Consider the following 17,371-nt stretch of genomic DNA (forward strand, 5'->3'; position numbering starts at 1 on the left):
TAAATAAATTTATTAATCGATTACTTTATAACCTTTCCAGCCGTAATATGCACAGAAGACAAAACAAATCATCGGTACACAATAGGCCATATAATAGATATGCTCATTGGCATGCATGAAATAAGCCGTCAACTGTGGCAGGCAGGCATTGCCGACAATAGCCATTACCAAAAATGCCGAACCGCTCTTTGTCTGACTCCCCAGTCCTTTTAGCGCCAATGAGAACTGCGTGGGGTACATTATAGACATAAAGAAAGAGATAGCCAACATTGCGTATAGCCCGATCATACCTCCCCATATCATCACTACCCCGCACAAAAGAATATTCATCAAGGCGTAAACCAGTAGCATATCCTGTGGACGGAATTTCACCATCAATCCGGTACCGATCCAACGCCCCAAAAGAAATGCGAGCATATACAATCCGAAGAAGGTAGTCGCTGTATCTTCCGGCAATCCGGCATAAGTGCAACAGTAAACCAGGAACAGACTGTTTATCGCCGTCTGTCCGCCGTTATAGAAGAATTGCGCAATCACTCCCCACCGCAAGTGTGAGTGCTTCAATACACCGAAGTCTATCAGTTTTTCTTTCTGGCTACCCTCTTTCGTTTTACCCGAAGAAGTCGTTTTATCGGAAGAAGCCGTTTCTCCTTCGTCCCCAATCTTCGGCAATTTTGAAAAGATGAAGACAACAGCTATGGCAATCAACAGTATAGCCAATATCAGATAAGGGAGTTTCATGGCATCCGTTTCCAATTGGATATAGGCCTGCCAGCCTCCCGGATAATCTACAGGAAGGGTCTCTCGCGTGTAATGAGTTCCGCTAAGGATGAGCTTACTCAAAAACATGGCAGCGATAAAAGCTCCGAGTCCATTGAAAGACTGTGCCAGATTCAATCGGCGGGGAGCTGTTTCGGGTGCTCCTAAAACCGTCACATACGGATTGGCAGCCGTCTCCAGAAAGCACATTCCCGTAGCGATAATAAAGAAGATACAGAGGTAAGCCCAATATTCTTTTAAAATGGCGGCAGGAAAGAAAAGCAGGCCTCCGATTGCTGCTAATACCAGTCCGAAAATAATTCCCGCCTTATAGCTGTAACGTTTCATAAACATCGCTATGGGGATGGGGAAAATAAAATAAGCCAACCAGTAGGCAGTCTCGGTAAAGGAGGCTTCAAAGGTATTCAGTTCACATGTCTTCATCAATTGCCGGATCATCGTGGGAAGCAGATTGCTGCTTATCGCCCACAGAAAGAAAAGGCAGAAAACTAACGCTAAAGGTATTGTATATGTATTCTTTTTCATGGTATAAATCTAGTTTTACAATAAGGATGTTTTCTCTATCATTCGGACATGTTCTTGATGTAAGGAAGTACGGGGAGATCCGTGAATCCATAGAAGTTCCGGGCATTTTCTCCCAAAAAGAGTCTTTTGTCCTCTTCCGTCAACTCGGAAGACTTCACCACAAAATCGTATGACATCTTGTAGGTGATTGCTGTAATGGTGCGCGGATAGTCCGATCCCCACATCAGTTTCTCCATGCCAACCAAGTCTGCTGCTTCACGAATGGCTTTCACTGCTCCTTTGAAAGGATAAAATTCATCATTGAAAAGCCAGGTGATTCCTCCGGATTCAATCATCACATTGGGATGACGTGCCAGGCGGATTTGTTCTTTCCAGCCCGGACGTGTCACCATTCCGAAGTGTCCGACAGCTATTTTTAGGCGGGGACATTCCTGAATAATCTCTTCCATTTCGGAACCTGTGTTGCTCCGTCAGCCAAATCGATGGAGAGCATGACATTCCGTTCTTCCATAGAATGAAACATCTGCATCATTTCCTCATTATTCAGCATTACCCGTCCCTCTTTTAACAACAAACGCTGGGCAGGTATTTTTATAGCCTTAAAACCTTTGGCTATAAGCTCTTTCGCCTGCTCCAAGAATCCAGGTTTGCGAAACTCGCACATTCCGCAGACAAAGAAACGGTTGGGATAATGGGAAACGATTTCTGACAAATAATCATTCTGAATACCGTCAATAAACTCTTGGGTAATGACAGCCGCAGCCACTTGCGCATAGTCCATATTCGAAAGAAAAACTTCCGCGCTATTCACTCCGTCTATCATAAAGGGCGGAACCATTTGCCGGATTTCTCCCATAAATTCCGAACGGCCATTTTCCAAAGTCCGGATAGGCAATCCGTCCACAACAGTATCCTGTCGTAACCACAGATGGGCGTGCGCATCAATAACTGTATAGTCCATACGAATGACGCTGTTTTATGAGTTTGCCCAACTTACACGTTTCTGCTCTCCGATAATCTCCTGCACTTCCCGAACGAGTTCCCAGTCAATAGGTTCTTCGATGAAAGCGATGTTCTTTTTCACATTCTCCGGATTAGTTGTACTAAATAAAGTCGTTGCTATACGGGGATTGCTGACGGAGAACTGCATAGCCAGCTTCTCAATCGGATAATTCTTAGCTTTGCAATGTTCCATTGCTTTACGGCAAGCCTCTACCAAGGGTTTGGGAGCCGGATGCCAGGCAGGAACACCACGTTCACTCAACAGTCCCATTGAAAGCGGAGAAGCATTAATCACACCGATTTCTTTGGATTCGAAGTAGTCCAGGAAGTCTGCTAATTTATCATCACACAAGCAATAATGGCAGAAGCTAAGCACAGATTCAATCGTACCGCTTGGTGAATGGTCAATTACCCATTTCAGGTTCTCGAGTTGCAAGTCGGTAATTCCAACGTGTCCTACCACTCCTTTTTCACGCAACTCAACCAAAGCAGGCAGAGTTTCATTAACTACCAGGTTCAAATCGGCAAACTCCACATCGTGTACATTTATCAGATCGATAAAATCTATATTCAGACGTTCCATGCTCTCATACACACTTTCGGTAGCACGCTTTGCAGAGTAATCCCACAGATTTACTCCATCTTTTCCATAACGTCCCACTTTGGTAGAAAGGTAATAACGGTCGCGAGGAAGATCTTTAAGCGCCTTTCCTAAAACAGTTTCCGCTTTATAATGTCCGTAATAAGGAGACACATCGATAAAGTTCATTCCTGCCTCAACAGCGGTAAACACAGCCTGAATGCCTTCTTTTTCTTTCAAATCATGGAAAACTCCTCCTAAAGAAGAAGCTCCAAAACTAAGAGATGAAACTTTCATCCCTGTCTTTCCGATTTCATGGTATTGCATACTTTTAGGTTTTAAATCATTTTGTATGCGACAAAAATAGGTCAGTAATAGTTTCAGTGCAGCAGAGAGCGGTCGAAAAACCAACGTAACGGTTTACGTAAAAAATATTGCTTCAGATGCTTTTAATTTTCCGGGAATGTGCTTTCTTTGTAAAAAGAATCTAAGTTGCAGTCTTTCAAATGGAAAACCGGAAACATACTTCACTCAAAGATCTCGCCCAAGCATTGGGGGTATCAATTCCTACTGTATCCAGGGCACTAAAAGATAGTCCGGAAATCAGCCGTGAACTTTGCGCCAAAGCAAAGGCACTGGCTAAAGAGATGAACTATCGTCCCAATCCTTTTGCCATGAGCCTGCGGAAAAATGCGCCACGTATCATCGGAGTGATCGTTCCGGATATTGTCACTCATTTCTTTGCATCAATTCTGAATGGAATAGAGAATATGGCTATTGCCAACGGATATTTCGTGATTATCACGACCTCGCATGAATCTTACGAGCATGAAAAAAGAAATATTGAGAATCTGGTCAATATGCGCGTGGAAGGTATCATCGCCTGTCTGTCTCAAGAAACAACCGATTTCTCCCACATCTCCGCCTTGAAAGACATTAATATGCCACTTATCCTGTTCGACCGTGTTTGCCTGACCGACCAATTTTCATCGGTGATAGCAGATGGGGCCCAATCCGCACAGATAGCTACACAGCATCTTCTGGATAATGGAAGTAAGCGGGTAGCTTTTATCGGAGGAGCCAATCATCTGGATATTGTAAAGAGAAGAAAACATGGCTATCTGGAAGCCTTGCGTGAAAATCGTATTCCGATCGAAAAAGAGTTGGTAGTCTGCCGGAAGATTGATTATGAGGAAGGCAAGATTGCCACAGAAACTTTACTGTCACTTCCACAGCCTCCGGATGCTATTCTTGCCATGAATGACACATTGGCTTTCGCAGCAATGGAAGTTATCAAAAATCACGGCCTCCGGATTCCGAATGATGTGGCAATCATCGGGTATACAGACGAGCAGCATGCTAATTATGTGGAACCGAAATTATCTGCTGTATCACATCAGACCTATAAAATGGGAGAAACTGCCTGCCAACTACTTATCGATCAAATAAAAGGAGATAAGACTATCAAGCAGGTGACGATTCCGACACATTTGCAGATTAGGGAGAGTAGTATAAAAAAATAAGGGAAACGTCTTATTAAAAGAAGTTTTATAGACAAACGATTCTACTTTTTATTTATAAATACTTACTTTTGCAGAAACAGATAAAACTCTATGAAACCGAACTACCTAACTATTCTAATTACAACACTATGCATTTTCTTTAATGCGTGTCATAATTCAAACACTGCCCCTCAATTACAATTAGCAGATTCATTAATAGACAAACGTGCTGACAGCGCATTATGCATATTGGAAAAGCTATCTATTGAAGAAATATCTAATAAATCAGCAAAAGCCATGTATGCACTATTATTAACAGAAGCTTTAGATAAGAATTTCAAATCTCACCGCAATGACTCTCTAATTCTAATAGCAGTTGACTACTATAAAGATAACAGTAATAATAAGCTAAAAACAAAAGCTTATTATTATCTCGGAAGAGTATATCAAGACAATAAAGAATATATAAAAGCAACAGAAGCTTATCTAACAGCTTTAAAAACAGCATCCCCAAACCAAGCTCCAATATTACAAATATACAATAACTTGGCTTTATGTTACGAGAGTCAAGAGTTTTATCTTCCGGCTATCAAAACATATAAAGAATCATACGCAACTGCAGAAAAGATGCAAGACAAATATGGAATTTTACACGCAACCCGAGGATTAGGCAATGTTTATGCAATACAAGATGAGGAAGAAAAAGCATTATCTTATTATCAGAAAGCATTATCAATAGCACAATCTATCAAAGATTCATTGTGGGAAAATGCAATTTTTTGTGATATAGCAAAGGTATATGACGACCAAGGGTTATATATAGAAGCTAAAAAGCAAATAGATTTAGCCTTGAGATATGCTCCTTCTAACATTAATTTATCTCCTACTTACTTTTGGAAAGGAAGTATATTGTATAATCTCGAAGAAACTGATTCTGCTATTCACTATTTATCCCGAGCTAGTACTAAGGCCAATATTTATACTAAAGCTTCTATTTATCAGACTTTGTATGAAATAAACAAAGAAAACAAAAATTATGAACAGGCAATTCTATATAACGATACAGCTTTAACCTGTTATGACTCTATCCAGAAAATTATTCACCATACTGAAATTAACAATCTCATCAAAAAACACTCAATAGATATATATAAAGAACAAATAAAAAAACAATCACAACAAACAAAAGTAATATTCATTATTGGTGGATTAGTTACAATGTTTCTGTTTATCTATACTGTAATGTATATAAGCAATCGCAATAAAAAGACACATATACACTGGCAGCAGCTACTAATGAAGAATCAGACAGAAAAAGCCACATTAAAAGAAGAAATCAGAGCACTATCTCATGCCAATGAAATCAATGAACACAGATATGCAGATATATTAAATCAAAGAATAAAGTTATGGCATCAAAGTCTTCAGATATGCGTACGTCTATTCAAAACGACTACATCTTATAAAAAAATTCAATCAATAGAAACATCTAAAAACAAAAAAGAGAAAGAGATAACTCAAGAAGAGTTATCACTGATTTATCAAGAAATAAACGAAGCCTTCATTGAAGCGATGCAAGAGTTATTAGAACAATACCCTAGTCTAACACAAGACGATCTCTATTACTGCATACTTAACTACCTCCAATTATCCAATAATACAATCAAAGTTTGTATGAAAGCCGGAAGCCAGTCTGCACTGACTCAAAGGAAATATCGTATAAAAAAACAATTATCTGACCTTAGTTTCTCTATAATTTTCGATGCTAAAGGAGAAAGCAAGTAAATGAACACAATGCCCTGTTATCACAATTAGTTTTTTGTTATATATATTTTATAACACACTGATTACCAATAGCTATATATAATCATATTGTTATTATTTGTTATTGTAACATATAGCAAATCATCCTACTTTTGCTGAAAATCAATAACAATAAAACTATTATGAAACGAAATCTACTTTTATTCACATTCATGGCTCTTTGCTCTAGCTTTATCTTTTCAATGCCATCAGACACAAGAAGACAAATAAAAATGAAAGTTAGACAGCCGATAGAGCATCGCTCTACTAACCACCCCGATCCTGTGCGAGTGTATATAAACAATTCATTATTAGAGGTTGAATTTGAGCATCCATCCAAAGATGTAACAATCACAATCATTAATTCTGAAACAGGAAAAACAATCTACTATGAAAAGATTATATCTTTAGAGAAAGTCAGACTCATTGATTTATCCGAAGAAGATAAAAAGGCTGAATACGCTCTTGAAATATCAACATCTTCGTGGTTCACAACAGGAATATTTACAATAGATTGAAGTACACTATGAGACTTATTCCATACTACATATCAGCCATGCTGATGGTGTTATTCTATGCATCTTGCAACTCCCATCAAAGTTCCAAAGGTACCGAGAAAGATATAATAGCTGAATTTGATGGAGAAGCAATATATGCCAGTGAGATAAACACAATTATAAAACAAGAGCTTTACGACGAACTTTGCAGAATTCATAATATTAAAAAGGAAGCATTGGAGCAACTAATCAATGTTAAGCTATTACAGAAAGAGGCAAATAAAAAACAGCTCACTTATCAACAATATATAGATGAATATACAGATGCAAAAATTAAGAAAACAGGTACAGACTCTCTTTTAAAACGATATAATATAAATTCAATCACGGAATTTCGTGGGAAGAGTGCATACAGTGTACCAATAGGCTCTCCTACTGGGAAAGTGACACGATTGTTTCATTTAAAGGGAGCTATTGTCAATGAGTTACTTGATTCTTTAAAAAGGAACAAAAAGATACTCCAATATCTCTATCCTCCTAAAAGTCCTTCTATTGATTTAAATAGTTTGCATACTTATTATAGAGGAAATCTCCAATCAAAAGTTTCCATGATTATTATATCAGATTTTGATTGTGACGCCTGTATTAATGCACATTCTTTATACGACTCAATACATCAAGAGTACAAAGACAAAGTGAAATTTGGATATATCCATTACTCTACAATGCCAACGTTTGCTCAAATAGCAAGTGATGCCGCTAACAAACAAAACAAATTTTGGGAATTTCATGATTCATTATATACACATAAGGGATACATAGATTCTATAGCCGCATTTAATATAGCACAGAATATGTCTATGGATATTAACAAATTCCAAAATGATATTACTAATAATGAAGGGAAAAAATCTATCGAGAAAACGATTAACCAATTAGTACTTCTAGGCATATACGCAACCCCAACTATAATCATCAATGGACGATTAATTGTTAATTCTAACTCAAAAGAAGAAATCTGTCATCTAATTGATGAAGAACTTTTAAAATAACATTACTCACTAAAAAAATGTATTATGAAAAAAATTATCTTTTTATGTTTCTGTGCTTTATTAGCGTCTTGCTCTTCAGATGAAGAATTGCAAGATATAAGTACAAATAACGAAGAGTTGGCAAACATGATCAACGACTATGAACTTGTCTTAAAAGGCTATTCTCTTGATGAATTGAAAAAAGAAAAAGATGAATCGACTCCGACAACACAAGAAGAAACAGATGCAGAACCATGGCTAATTGATGCTTTAGAAAAAGCATCAGAAGAAACAAAAACTTCTAATTTTGGTAAAGTTAGAAGCGAAGCTAAAGCTTACACTAGTATAGCAAAAATCGCCGGAGTCTTTAAAATTAATTCATGTGGTAGTTACCGTGAATTTGTATACCACATGGATTGTGAAGATGGCGGTGACACTAAATCTATAGGTGATATTGGAGCAACATATGTTGATGGAAATGGCAATGTAACATTTCATTTCTGCTTAGTACCAGTAGGAAATTATGAAGGTGGGGCTTTACTTTTACATAATTACACATGGACTCCAGAAGAAGGGGATGTAGACGTTGTATTAAGACACCATGATAATGAAGATCATAACAATAAAAATCACATAGTAAACAATGGTGGATTAACGTCTACTGGATCTCTAGATTCGATAAAAACACTGAATTTTATTGGAGATTTAGCAATAATCCAACATATACCTTAACTGGCTTCGGAGTATTAAGCAAACCAGAGCAAGGTCCCGTGCTACCTCATCAATTATTTATTGATGATGAAAACGGAAAAAATGCGAATACTGCAACCCTATGGATGCATCGAGCTAAAAAAAATACAGGAGGACTACCTCCAACAGGTACAACAACTAGTCGCAAACTAAATACAGGTGAAGATTATAGAGGAGCAATGATAGTTGATAGAAATACTATTTATAATATAAAAATATTCTAAATATAGCACATACTCTTTGGTAAAAAGAAATAAAACCTAGACTACCATTTTTTTACAAAGAATATAGGTGTTGTATCGTTTAGACGCAACACCTATATTTACATTTATTATATTGTTATAGAATTACTTCTCTACGATCTTTTCCAATCTAACATTATATACTAATGCAGAATAAGGCTGCAAAGAGCCATCGTTACCAGTACCAGAACCGTACCCACTTTGATAAGGAATATACAAAGTCCAAAAATCACCAGCCACCATATGAATCAGCGTGTAAGCCCATCCCGAAATTACCTTCCCAACATTAGGGTCAGGAGAACTTAGGACAAAGATAGCCGGAGAATCAAACTCTGTCGGTTCTGTTCCTGTATAAGTCTGCTGAACTACATCTCCATTGAAATAAAACATACGGTAATGTGCACTTACTGTAGAAGTATATTTAGGAGATTCTGTACCCTCCCCCTTTTTTATCTTCTTTACATATATAGTCTGATTATTCGTCGGATCTGGAAAAGCATGAAGTTTCTCCGGATCATCATTAGCCAAAGCCTGATTTTCTGGGCTGTTATAAACATTAGCTATTGAATCAATAAAAGCTACACCACGTGCCTGCCAATTATCGTAACGGCTAGTCTCTTCCGTCTCACTGCAAGCAGTGAATGCAAGAGCCAACAATACTAAGGAGAATAAATAGATCTTTTTACTCATTCGTTAAAGGTTTATTGTAAAGTTTTCAATAGAGAAGTGATGCTTACTCTGTCTGCGATGATGTTATTCAGTTCAGAGATAGCTACACGCTCTTGTTGCATGGTATCGCGGTTACGCAATGTCACGCAGTTATCTTCTAATGTCTGATGATCGACTGTTACACAGTACGGAGTACCAATAGCATCCTGACGGCGATAACGCTTACCGATACTATCCTTTTCGTCATATTGGCAATGGAAGTGGAACTTCAGGCTGTCAATAACCTCGCGGGCTTTTTCAGGCAGACCGTCTTTCTTTACCAACGGCATAACCGCCAGTTTCACCGGAGCCAAAGCAGCAGGTAATTTCAGAACCACACGGCTTTCACCATTTTCCAATTGCTCTTCGCAATAAGATGCGCTCATGATGCTAAGGAACATACGGTCAACACCGATAGAAGTTTCGATTACGTACGGAGTATAAGACTCGTTCAGTTCCGGATCGAAGTATTTGATGCTCTTGCCGGAGAACTTCTCATGTTGAGACAAGTCGAAGTTAGTACGAGAGTGAATACCTTCCACTTCTTTGAATCCGAACGGCATCAGGAATTCGATATCAGTAGCGGCATTTGCGTAGTGAGCCAGTTTATCGTGATCGTGATAACGATAGCTTGCATCGCCGAATCCAAGAGCTTTATGCCATTTCAGACGGATTTCTTTCCATTTCTTGAACCAGTCAAGTTCAGTTCCCGGTTTTACAAAGAACTGCATTTCCATCTGTTCGAACTCACGCATACGGAAGATGAACTGACGGGCAACGATCTCGTTACGGAAAGCCTTACCAATCTGTGCGATACCGAAAGGAACTTTCATACGACCCGTCTTCTGTACATTGAGGTAGTTTACAAAAATACCTTGTGCAGTTTCCGGACGAAGATAAATCTTCATTGCTCCTTCGGAAGTAGAACCCATTTCAGTAGAGAACATCAGATTGAACTGACGAACTTCTGTCCAGTTCTTTGTACCGGAGATCGGGCATACGATTTCTTCATCAATAATGATCTGACGCAATTCTTCCAGATTACCGTCGTTCAGAGCTTTAGCAAAGCGAGTGTGAAGTGCGTCGCGTTTTGCCTGATGCTCCAATACACGTCCGTTGGTAGAACGGAATTGAGCCTCATCAAAAGATTCGCCGAATCTCTTGGCAGCTTTCGCTACTTCTTTATTGATTTTATCGTCATACTTAGCCAGCTGATCTTCGATCAACACGTCAGCACGATAACGTTTCTTAGAGTCTTTATTGTCAATCAAAGGGTCATTGAATGCGTCTACGTGTCCGGAAGCCTTCCAGATAGTAGGATGCATAAAGATGGCAGAGTCGATACCGACAATGTTCTCGTGCAACAGCACCATGCTGTCCCACCAGTATTTCTTGATGTTATTTTTCAATTCAACGCCCATCTGACCGTAGTCATACACAGCGCCTAGTCCGTCGTAGATATCGCTCGAAGGGAATACGAAACCATACTCTTTGCAATGCGATACAAGCTTCTTAAAAACGTCTTCTTGTGCCATTTTCTTTTCTATATCTATTAATTTGAATTTGCTTTTTTCGTAAAAAGTGCCACAAAGATAGGGATTTATCTCATAAATAAGACAGGGAGGGTATTAATTTATCTTATTTACCCAACAACCACTTCCAAACCGGTATTACCTCAATCGCACATTTTTCCAACTCAATCCGTTCTTCATCGTCATACGTTATTATCAATAACTGCCGACATTCAAATACCTTATTCAATTTTACTAATGCCTGAACTTCCCGTTGGAAAGTCTCATCAGAGAGATTCATGGTATAACAGACCTGTATAGCCACTCCTGTATCAGGCAAATAAAAATCAACCTCTACATTTCTATTATAAAAGAATACAGCATCGTCCGTCCCATAACGCCGCAATAGTGTCACAGCAACCAAATTCTCAAGCAACGAGGTATCAGCATCCAAAAGAAGCAAATTGAGAATGCCATTATCCGCAAAATAATATTTCGGATTAGTTTCACGCTCCACCAATTTATCCGCAATATTTTGTATAGGAATCAGCAAGCAAGCATCTTTGGCATATTCCATGTAGTTAATGACAGTATTCTTCGATATTTTCACTCCGGTTGAAGCTACAATATTAGTTATACGAGTAAACGAAACCGGTTGCTTTATACTTTCGGCCAATTTGCGAAAAAGGATGCGTAAAGCAAAAGTATTTTCGATGGAATGTCTTGCAGCAATATCTCCTAAATATATCTTTTGGTAAACACTTGTCAGATAATCCCGTTTTGCGGCAAGCGATGCCCCTTCCGGAAAACCACCGGAACGAAAATAATCATTGAATATACGCTTTATTTCTGCCCGGCTCTCTGTTGCAAACAAAGAATTCTCTGTAACTTCAACCCCATTAGCATAAAGAAACTCTTTAAAATCATAAGGGTATACATGTACTGTAATGTATCGTCCCCCCAAAGTGGTAGCTACATCCTGACTAAGCATTTTAGCATTGCTTCCTGTCACATAAGCCCTATATTTATTATCAGCCAATCGCCGAACAAACTTGTCCCAACCATCAATATTCTGAATTTCATCCAAGAAAAGCATCGGCCTGTCTGTTGACATCTCGGCATGTACTTCCAGTATGAGATTTAAATCTGCCGCCGTCATTCCAATCAAACGTTCATCTTCAAAGTTCACATATAGCATTTCATTCCAAGTATGCCCATTATGCAAAAGTTCCTGTATCCGTTGATAAAGTAAAAATGATTTTCCTGCTCGCCGGATACCTACAAATACATAATTTCCAAACTCTTCAAACTGAAAGCTACGAGGTATAACTTGATGTTTGACCACCTCATTTCTATTATCTAATAGAACTTCTTTTAGTATTTCTCTTCTAATCATATTTCAAGATATTGTTCTAACCACTGAACAAATATAATCTAATTCTGTTCAATTAACAAGACAATATTGCTTTTTATTCAACTATTCGTCGATTTCCGGCTCTTCTATGTCGTATTCTGTTTGTTCCAGTTCCCGGTCTGCTTTCTTCATATTTTTCGTTAGCATACTTTCGGGCATATAATATTTAAAAGGTATGCGGGTACACTTTGTCTTCTTCAGTTCCCTACTGAATTTTGAGTTTGCCACAAAATATACGCGTGAAATAGCAACTTTCCCCGGCGTTACCTGTTCGGGCAGCACACATCCCTGACTGGTCAGTGCCGTTTGAAAGGTTCCCAATCCCTCAATGGTCACCGAATGACCGGAGGAAAGCAGGTCTTGAATACTTTCAACCAACTCCGACAGGATTCCTTCTATCTGCCCACGATGAAAGCCTGTTGTCTTTGCCATCCGTACTGCAAGTTCTTTATTTTTCACTCCTCCTCTTCGCTGCATTTTACTAGGTACACCATACCATAACTCTTTCCGTTCTCCGGATGATAAATCCGCTTTCTTTCTCACTACATAAGGGATAGACATAATCTTACGCTCCTTTCTTTTTTCGTTTATACTCGCGTTCTATCTGACACCCGGGTGTCAACACCATTGAGACCCGGGTGTCAAGCATACCAACACCCGGGTGTCAGTGCTCATGAGACCCGGGTGTCAGATAAGTGTTGGCTGCAACAAAATTAAGTCTTTATTGCGAGAGAACAAAAGAATTCTTCTATATTTGTGCATCCCTACATTATACTAAAGAAAAACATAGAACTATGATTAAGATTCTTCTATTGATAGACTATTCAAGCGAATTTGACAGGAAACTGCTACGGGGACTTGTCCAATACTCCAAAGAAAACGGCCCCTGGCTCTTTTACCGACTACCTTCTTATTATAGCACAATGCATGGCGAACAAGGCATTCTGAAATGGGCGAAAGAATGGAAAGCCGACGCCATTATCGGTCAGTGGAATAACGATACGATCGATTTGCAGAAGGAGCTGAATATTCCAGTAGTACTACAAAACTACCATCACCGGAGCGTCACTTACTCTAATCTGACAGGTGATTATAAAGGAACGGGAAGAATGGCAGCCCAGTTTTTTGCCAAAAGAATGTTTCGCAATTTTGCTTATTTCGGCGTTAAAGGGGTGGTTTGGTCTGACGAACGCTGCGAAGGGTATCGGCAGGAAGTGAAACGTATCGGAGGCGAATTTTTCAGTTTCGAATCTGATAAACAGGAAGATGAGATAAGGATGGAAGTCAGCCAATGGTTACAGCAACTCCCCAAGCCAGTCGCTCTATTTTGTTGTGATGATGCGCACGCCCTGTTCATTTCTGAAACTTGCCGGATGAACAACATTCATATCCCCGAAGAAATCGCTCTATTGGGTGTAGATAACGACGAACTGATGTGTAATATTTCCGACCCACCCATTTCATCCATAGAGCTGGAAGTAGAAAGAGGAGGCTATTCTATCGGCAGACTCATCCACCAACAAATAAAGAAAGAACATGAGGCACTTTCAATATTGTTATCAACCCCATCCGCATCGAACTACGCCAATCGACGGAGAAACACAATATCAAAGACCCTTATATTCTCGAAGTGGTGAAATATATAGATTCACATTACAGCTCCGACCTGACGATAGAATCTTTGCTTGCCAACATTCCGTTATCGCGCAGAAACTTTGAGGTGAAATTCAAGAATGCGATGAATACCTCTATATATCAATATATTCTGAATTGCCGTTGTAACCATCTGGCGGATTTATTGCTCACGACAGATCGGTCTTTAGCTGATTTGGCAATAGAGGTAGGGTTCAAAGATTATAATAATATCTCGCGCGTCTTTAAAAAATATAAAGGTTGTTCACCTCTTGAATATCGCCAAAAGAAGACTAGTCATATTTAATCTTCGTTTTTTGAATAGTACTTTTCGTTTTTACTATAAAAACTATTATAGAAACAACCTACTTTTGTCATAAAAGTTAATACTCTCTCAATTTAACGAAGAATGTATTAGCTATACCCAATCTTTGTTATATCCTTAAATAAATATATTCTAAAATGTCAAATACCATTCAAAAACACAGCAAAAGGAAAGCGCAGCTAACAATAAAGTTCGGATTTTCCAAACAGTTTTTTATATACTATATAATTATCTGCATAGGGTTCTGCACAGCTAGTTGTATAGAGAATAAACAAACTAATTCACTGCAATATAATACAAAAGCATGGAATAAAATAAAAGATTATTTCAATCCGCCAGTGATATATAAAGATAATTATGGAAATTATCGTTCCCCTCTGTTACTGAATAATGGAGACACTATCAAGAATGTAAATGATTGGAATAAAAAACGAAAAAAAATAAAAGATACATGGATGAATTTAATGGGGAAATGGCCTCCTATAATTAAAAATCAAAAATTTGAAATATTAGATACGCTTAAACGTGAGAACTTCTATCAATATCGTGTCCGCTTCTATTGGGTTCCTAATGAACAAACAGAAGGGTATTTACTAATCCCTGATAAGAGAGGGAAGAAGCCTGCTATTATTTCTGTTTTTTATGAACCTGAAACTGCCATTGGAATCGGTGGAAAACCTAATCGTGACTTCGCTTATCAACTTACTAAAAGAGGATTTATCACCCTGTCATTAGGAACAACCCAAACAACGAAAGAAAAAACATACTCCATATATTATCCGACGATCAATAATGCTTCTCTACAACCTCTATCAGCATTAGCCTATGCAGCTGCCAATGCATGGGAAGCATTAGCCAAAGTTCCTGATGTAGACTCTACTAAAATTGGCATTGTCGGACATTCATATGGAGGGAAATGGGCAATGTTTGCATCTTGCCTCTATGACAAATTTGCATGCGCTGCATGGAGTGATCCGGGTATTGTTTTTGATGAAACCAAAAGGGGATACATCAACTATTGGGAACCTTGGTATCTTGGCTATTACCCTCCGCCCTGGAAAGATACCTGGAACAAAAACGGATATACTAAAGCAAAAGGAATTTATTCGCAGTTACGTAAAAATGGGCATGATTTACATGAAATTCATGCACTTATGGCTCCCCGCCCTTTTCTTGTTTCCGGAGGCTTCTCTGACGGACCTGAAAGATGGATACCTCTAAATCATACAATACTCATTAATCGAATTCTAGGGTATGAAAACAGAGTAGCGATGACCAATAGAGCGAAACATGATCCTGATCCCGAATCAAATGAAATCCTTTACAATTTCTTCGAGTGGTATTTATGTTCCACTAGTTGACAAAAAACATTACATAATAAAAAATATCTTATGAAAAACTCAAAAATTAATTGCAGAGCCACTATCAATCGATTCATTTTGCTCTCTCTCACTTTATGCTATATTTCCACAGCATATTGTAGTAATAAGGAACAGGAAATAAAACAATTTCTCATTTATGATGCTATGTCATACATCGGCAAACCAGACTTAAGTTACTATGGTCTTCAGCCTGTTTATCTAATGTATGAAGTAACCTTGACAAAAAAACACTCCGATCATCCTTCAAAAGTCATACTTGACTTCAACAAAATCGAGAAACAAGCCAAACTTGCATCCTTATTTCCGAGAACTATGATTTCAACGGATATAGAACAATGGTATTACGAGCCTTCACTTACAGACCAGGAAATAGAACAAAGATTCGACACATTATTTAGTTACTTTAGACAAAATATTTCACCAAACATAACAATCGGCAACTATGGAGCCGCTCCTACAGCCTTATGTGTACACCGATACTACCATCCCAAAATGTCAGAAGATAGTATATTGATGACTTGGCGAAAAAGCAATAAAAAACGTTGGGCTGCACTCAAATATGCAGATGTAGCTCAACCCTCTCTTTACATTGCCGAGCCTAATATCGAATCTTGGATAAAAGATCTACAAATAACAGTAAAAGAAATAAAAAAGCACTACCCCAATAAAAAAATTATAGCATATATTTGGCCCCAATACTATGATAAAAAAGATAGTCCATATTATAAACAATTCATTCCCCCCCACATTTGGAAACAAATGCTAGAGGCTACTTATACATATTGTGATGGAAGTATCATATGGTCAAGTAGAACAGATGAAAATGATCAATCAGTATTCTGGGAGGATCTTCGGGTTCAACAAATCTGGGAAGTAACAAAACATTTTATCCATTCCCACAAAAGACAGATTGTGTTTCCTGAAAAAGAAAACTTGTCCATATTGACTTCTACTCCACAAGAATTCAATATATATTTAAACACAAATCACCCCCAATTAGCCCAATATGGAGTTCAGACGATACAAATGATTAATGAAAAAGATTTGGGAAACTGTACCAATGAAACTTTTGTTCTTGATGTAGACAAAGTGAAACAATTTGCCATACAAACTCCAAAATCCTCCAATACGCCTATATGTATTGCACCGATTAATAAAAAGAGTGATACATTAGATTATCAAGAAATTTACAAATTGTTAAAAAAAGACAATGGTAATCAAATATGGCAAATATCCTCCACAAGTTTAGGTAAACTAAGGCTTCATAATTCAAATATGCATGTCAACATGGGAAGTTGGGCAATAAATACAATGAATTCTCCGCAAGAGCCGGAAAAATTCACAGATGCCATTATCATAAATGCCCCTATCGTTGATAATGACACAATCACTTGGAAGAAAGAATTATACATTACTATAAAAGAAGCACAATTCAAATCTGAAGGAAAACCAATATATGTATATTTGCCAACCACCTCGCTTAATAACAATTATACAATAAAAGCAACGGAATGGAAAACTGCATTGAAAACCGCCCAACAATGGTGTAACGGTATAATAATACATGATATAAACAACAATCTACCTGACACGAATACAGCAATATGGCAAGAAAGTTTAAAATTCATAAAAGAAATGAAGAATACAGTAGATTAAACTTACGTTTTTTGAGGACTAGTCTGCGTAA

The 17,371-nt window shown here is 38.1% G+C and carries 14 protein-coding genes and 2 pseudogenes; 9 read left to right on the top strand and 7 right to left on the bottom strand.

The window, feature by feature from the left end:
• Nucleotides 1–12: 12 nt before the first annotated feature.
• From fucP to DXA05_RS12060, 3 genes and pseudogenes are all read right to left on the bottom strand, one after another.
• Entirely contained in the window at nt 13–1,305 is a 1,293-nt protein-coding gene (gene fucP / locus DXA05_RS12050) for an L-fucose:H+ symporter permease (protein WP_055235206.1), read from the bottom strand.
• Nucleotides 1,306–1,343: 38 nt separating this feature from the next.
• A pseudogene (locus tag DXA05_RS12055) lies at nt 1,344–2,266 on the bottom strand (amidohydrolase family protein).
• Between the two features lie 15 nt (nt 2,267–2,281).
• On the bottom strand, nt 2,282–3,214 hold the full coding sequence (locus DXA05_RS12060) for an aldo/keto reductase (protein WP_055235202.1): 933 nt from the start codon (nt 3,212–3,214) through the stop codon (nt 2,282–2,284).
• Between the two features lie 179 nt (nt 3,215–3,393).
• Here DXA05_RS12060 and DXA05_RS12065 point away from each other — a divergent pair, with 179 nt between their 5' ends.
• The 6 genes from DXA05_RS12065 to DXA05_RS27540 all read left to right on the top strand — a co-directional run bounded on the left by DXA05_RS12065 (nt 3,394) and on the right by DXA05_RS27540 (nt 8,694).
• On the top strand, nt 3,394–4,410 hold the full coding sequence (locus DXA05_RS12065) for a LacI family DNA-binding transcriptional regulator (RefSeq protein WP_128859189.1): 1,017 nt from the start codon (nt 3,394–3,396) through the stop codon (nt 4,408–4,410).
• Nucleotides 4,411–4,500: 90 nt separating this feature from the next.
• On the top strand, nt 4,501–6,174 hold the full coding sequence (locus DXA05_RS12070; RefSeq protein WP_118407402.1) for a tetratricopeptide repeat protein: 1,674 nt from the start codon (nt 4,501–4,503) through the stop codon (nt 6,172–6,174).
• A 161-nt stretch (nt 6,175–6,335) separates the two neighbouring features.
• Complete coding sequence (locus DXA05_RS12075; protein ID WP_032852736.1) at nt 6,336–6,710, top strand: DUF3244 domain-containing protein; 375 nt, start codon at nt 6,336–6,338, stop codon at nt 6,708–6,710.
• Nucleotides 6,711–6,718: 8 nt separating this feature from the next.
• Nucleotides 6,719–7,741: a thioredoxin domain-containing protein gene (locus DXA05_RS12080; protein ID WP_225450246.1), complete on the top strand. Its 1,023-nt coding sequence runs from the start codon at nt 6,719–6,721 to the stop codon at nt 7,739–7,741.
• Nucleotides 7,742–7,765: 24 nt separating this feature from the next.
• On the top strand, nt 7,766–8,452 hold the full coding sequence (locus tag DXA05_RS12085) for a hypothetical protein (protein WP_284515538.1): 687 nt from the start codon (nt 7,766–7,768) through the stop codon (nt 8,450–8,452).
• Nucleotides 8,453–8,490: 38 nt separating this feature from the next.
• On the top strand, nt 8,491–8,694 hold the full coding sequence (locus DXA05_RS27540; protein WP_284515539.1) for a hypothetical protein: 204 nt from the start codon (nt 8,491–8,493) through the stop codon (nt 8,692–8,694).
• Between the two features lie 123 nt (nt 8,695–8,817).
• Here the strand turns inward: DXA05_RS27540 and DXA05_RS12090 are convergent, their stop codons facing one another.
• From DXA05_RS12090 to DXA05_RS12105, 4 genes are all read right to left on the bottom strand, one after another.
• Nucleotides 8,818–9,402 (bottom strand): FKBP-type peptidyl-prolyl cis-trans isomerase, encoded by a 585-nt coding sequence (locus DXA05_RS12090; RefSeq protein WP_008642911.1) that lies wholly within the window; start codon nt 9,400–9,402, stop codon nt 8,818–8,820.
• Between the two features lie 11 nt (nt 9,403–9,413).
• Nucleotides 9,414–10,955 carry a glycine--tRNA ligase gene (locus DXA05_RS12095; RefSeq protein ID WP_004299629.1) on the bottom strand — a complete coding sequence of 514 codons (1,542 nt, stop codon included), beginning with the start codon at nt 10,953–10,955 and terminating at the stop codon, nt 9,414–9,416.
• A 103-nt stretch (nt 10,956–11,058) separates the two neighbouring features.
• Nucleotides 11,059–12,327, bottom strand: a complete 1,269-nt coding sequence (locus DXA05_RS12100; RefSeq protein WP_004324509.1) for an ATP-binding protein — start codon at nt 12,325–12,327, stop codon at nt 11,059–11,061.
• 81 nt (nt 12,328–12,408) lie between these two features.
• A complete protein-coding gene (locus tag DXA05_RS12105; RefSeq protein ID WP_004305143.1) occupies nt 12,409–12,906 on the bottom strand; it encodes an HU family DNA-binding protein in 498 nt (165 codons plus the stop codon).
• Between the two features lie 233 nt (nt 12,907–13,139).
• Between DXA05_RS12105 and DXA05_RS12110 the strand changes: the two are divergent.
• From DXA05_RS12110 to DXA05_RS12120, 3 genes and pseudogenes are all read left to right on the top strand, one after another.
• Nucleotides 13,140–14,284 (top strand): annotated as a pseudogene (locus tag DXA05_RS12110) (DNA-binding transcriptional regulator).
• A gap of 155 nt (nt 14,285–14,439) precedes the next feature.
• On the top strand, nt 14,440–15,663 hold the full coding sequence (locus tag DXA05_RS12115) for a prolyl oligopeptidase family serine peptidase (protein ID WP_117683161.1): 1,224 nt from the start codon (nt 14,440–14,442) through the stop codon (nt 15,661–15,663).
• A 30-nt stretch (nt 15,664–15,693) separates the two neighbouring features.
• Complete coding sequence (locus tag DXA05_RS12120; RefSeq protein WP_128859190.1) at nt 15,694–17,340, top strand: hypothetical protein; 1,647 nt, start codon at nt 15,694–15,696, stop codon at nt 17,338–17,340.
• Nucleotides 17,341–17,371: the final 31 nt, after the last annotated feature.

Source organism: Bacteroides sp. AM54-2NS, from assembly GCF_003602935.1.
Lineage (GTDB): Bacteria > Bacteroidota > Bacteroidia > Bacteroidales > Bacteroidaceae > Bacteroides > Bacteroides xylanisolvens.